Source organism: Comamonas sp. B-9, assembly GCF_000410635.1.
Classification (GTDB): domain Bacteria; phylum Pseudomonadota; class Gammaproteobacteria; order Burkholderiales; family Burkholderiaceae_C; genus Comamonas.
The window spans coordinates 1-3171 of the sequence record NZ_APCR01000444.1; the positions used below are offsets into that span (position 1 = coordinate 1).

Sequence of the window (3171 nt, forward strand, 5' to 3'; positions counted from 1 at the left end):
CTGCCGGGCAGGCGCTCGGCGCCTGGATCGGCCTGGGCGCGAACCTGGGCGACCGGGGTGCTGCGATGGCGCAGGCCTTGCAGCAGTTGGCCCGCAGCGCGGGCGTGGCGGTGCAGGCGGTCTCGTCGCTCTATGCCAGCCGGCCGGTGGATTCCAGCGGGCCTGATTACCTGAACGCGGTCGCAGAGCTGCGCACAGCGCTGTCAGCGCACCAGCTTTTGCTGCTGCTCCAGCAGCTGGAGCTGGCCGCCGGCCGCGAGCGCCCCTACCGCAATGCCCCGCGTACCCTGGACCTGGATGTGCTGCTCTATGCCGGCATCGACACCCAGATCGCGATGCCTGATCTGCAGCTGCCCCATCCGCGCATGTGGCAACGGGCCTTTGTGCTGGCGCCGCTGCAAGAGCTGCAGCCAGCCTGGGTCAGCGATGCGCAGCTGCAGCCGCTTTTGGCGCAGGGCGTGCAGCGCAGCCAGGGGCCGGAATGGTGGCGCTGAGCGAGCGGGAAAGAGAGTCCACCCCACAAGAACAAAGCCCCGCAGCAGCTTCGCTGGCGGGGCTTTTTGCTGGGCGCTAGGGATGCGCCGCGCGGCGCTTAGTCAACCTTGGCGCCAGAGAGTTTGACCACCGATTCGTACTTGTTGCGCTCGGAGGCCATGAACTTGTCAAACTCGGCCGGCGTGGTCGGCACGGGCTCGGCCATCAGGCTGGCAAAGCGGGTCTTGGTGCTGGGGTCCTTCAGCGCATCGGTGAAGGCCTTGTTGAGGCGGTTGATCACATCAGGCGGTGTGTTGGCCGGTGCCACCAGGCCCCACCAGGTGTCGATCTCGAAACCCTTGAGCGTGTCGGCCAGCGGGGGCACGCCAGGCAGCATGGGGCTGGCGTGCAGGCTGGTCACGGCCAGCGCCGTGAGCTTGCCGCTATGGATGTTGGCCGAGGCGGCTGCCAGGTTGTCGATGTTGAAATCCACCTCGCCCGACAGCAGCGCGAGCTGGGCCGGGTTGGCACCGCGGTAGGGCACGTGCACGGCAAAAATGCCGGCCTGGCGCTTCATCATCTCGCCGGCCAGGTGGCCGGAGCTGCCATTGCCGCCGCTGCCGAAATTGAGCTTGCCCGGGTTCTTCTTGGCGTAGGCGATCAGGTCCTGCACATTGCTGATGTGCAGTGCCTTGGCGCGCTCGGTGTTCATCACCAGCACATTGGGCACACGCACCATCTGGGTGATGGCGCTGAAGTCCGTCGCGGCGTTGAAAGGCATCTTGGTGTAGAGCCAGGGATTGACCGCGTGTGTGGCGGTGGCCGACAGGCCGATGGTCAGGCCGTCTGGCGCTGCCTTGGCGATGATGTCGGCACCAATGTTGCCGCCAGCGCCTGCCTTGTTGTCGATCACCACGGTGCCCAGCTGGTCGCGGACACGTTCGGCCAGAATGCGCGAGGTGACATCCAGTGGGCCACCGGGTGCATAGGGCACCACCAGGCGGATCACCGGATCGGCCGCAAATGCGGCCGGTGCTGCGAAGGCGGAGACGGCCAGAACGGTGGATAACAGGATATTTCTGCGTTGCATGCTTGTGTGTCTTCTTGAGGAGAGTGAATAACGACGCAGCGCCTGCGGTGTGCAGGTACTACCCCCTGAGAGCTGCCAACACGGCCCCGCCAACCGAAGGTTTGCGTTGGAGACGAGGCGCCCAGCCGGCTGGCACGGCAAACGTGCGACAAGGCTGGGCCACCAGGCACCAAGGTGGTGTGAGCGGCTCTAAACTTTCTAGTGTAGCGGCTGCGCCGTGTAGTTGCTGTGACGCAGGGGCCGGGGGGGCGCAAGCCGTTCAGACGATCTGGTTTTGCTTGTCCGCTTCGGTTACAAAGGCATCGGCAAAGAAAGCGTCTTCGGGCAGACCGCGCTGGCTGGTAAAGCTGGCACGGGCCGAATCGACCACAATCGGCGCACCGCAGGCATAGACCTCGTGGCCCGACAGATCGGCAAAATCATCGAGCACCGCCTGGTGCACAAAGCCGCTGCGGCCTTGCCAGCCGTCTTCAGCCAGGGCGTTGGAGACCACCGGCACATAGCGCAGCTGGGGCATCTCGGTGCTGCGCGCGAGCATCCAGTCGTGCATGTACAGGTCTTGCGGGCGCCGGCCGCCCCAGTACACCACCACCGGGCGCTGGATGTCGTGGTGCTGCAGATGTTCGACAAGGGCCTTGATCGGCGCAAAGCCGGTGCCCGAGGCCAGAAAGACCATGGGCTTGTCGCCCTCGTGCAGGTAGAAGCTGCCAAACGGGCCTTCGATGCGCAGGATCTCGCGCTCCTTCATCGCGCCAAACACGTGGTCGGTAAAAAGACCGCCTGGCGTGTGGCGGATATGCAACTCCAAGCCGGGTGCGGTCTCCTGGTGGTGCGGCGCGACGGCCATCGAATAGGCGCGGCGCGCGCCGCCTGCGAGCAAAAACTCGATGTACTGGCCCGCGTGGTAGCGAAAGCTGTCCGCGGCCGGCAGCTGCAGGCGCAGCTTGACCACATCGGGCGAGAGGCGCTCGATGGTCTGCACGCGCACCGGCATTTTCTTGATCGGAAAGGCGCTTTCATCGGTGACATGGCGCGACTCGATCACCACATCGCTGGTGGGCACGGCGCAGCAGGGCAGGATCATGCCGTCGGCCTCTTCCTGGGGGCTCAGCGCGCGTTCGCTGTGCGGACCATGCACGACCGTGCCACTGAGCTTCTTGCATTTGCAGGAGCTGCAGGCGCCATCCTTGCAGCCATAGGGCAGGCCCACGCCGCTGCGGATCGCAGCCGTGAGGATGGCCTCCGAGGCCTGGGTGGCAAAGGCGCGTCCGCTGGGCAGGACCGAGATGTGAAACGCGCTGGACGAAGAACTCATTGCACCAAAATTCCTTATCGACACAAAACAATGGCGCTCATCGGCGCCTGGGCTTGCATAAGTGGGGGGTGGGCAGCCGTTTGCAAGCTGCTTGAGACGCTAGACTGCAGTGTGCGCCCCCGCCCATTTGAACCACGAAAGCTTATTGTGCCTTTAAACCAAAGCCCGCGAAGCGGGCCCCGACAGCGCTGCAGCATCGCAGCAGGCCAGGCCTTGCCGGCGCGTTTTCGGCGCCAGCGGGTGTTGATCGTGGGTTGTGGCGATGTCGGCCAGCGGCTGCTGCGGCTGTGGC

General features: G+C 65.2%; 3 protein-coding genes. 1 reads left to right on the forward strand and 2 read right to left on the reverse strand.

The window, feature by feature from the left end:
* Window positions 1-26 precede the first annotated feature (26 nt).
* Complete coding sequence (gene folK, locus H928_RS0104205) at window positions 27-494, forward strand: 2-amino-4-hydroxy-6-hydroxymethyldihydropteridine diphosphokinase (RefSeq protein WP_052329734.1); 468 nt, start codon at window positions 27-29, stop codon at window positions 492-494.
* Window positions 495-592: 98 nt separating this feature from the next.
* On the opposite strand, the gene H928_RS0104210 is transcribed toward folK, so the two are convergent.
* Together H928_RS0104210 and H928_RS0104215 are read right to left on the reverse strand one after the other, a co-directional pair.
* Window positions 593-1564: a tripartite tricarboxylate transporter substrate binding protein gene (locus H928_RS0104210; protein ID WP_021025393.1), complete on the reverse strand. Its 972-nt coding sequence runs from the start codon at window positions 1562-1564 to the stop codon at window positions 593-595.
* A gap of 259 nt (window positions 1565-1823) precedes the next feature.
* Window positions 1824-2879: a CDP-6-deoxy-delta-3,4-glucoseen reductase gene (locus H928_RS0104215; RefSeq protein WP_021025394.1), complete on the reverse strand. Its 1056-nt coding sequence runs from the start codon at window positions 2877-2879 to the stop codon at window positions 1824-1826.
* Window positions 2880-3171 lie beyond the last annotated feature (292 nt).

Coding starts and splice junctions, on each gene's coding strand:
- H928_RS0104210 (WP_021025393.1), bottom strand. CDS start 1,564: ATGCAACGCAGAAATATCCTGTTATCCACCGTTCTGGCCGTCTCCGCC.
- H928_RS0104215 (WP_021025394.1), bottom strand. CDS start 2,879: ATGAGTTCTTCGTCCAGCGCGTTTCACATCTCGGTCCTGCCCAGCGGA.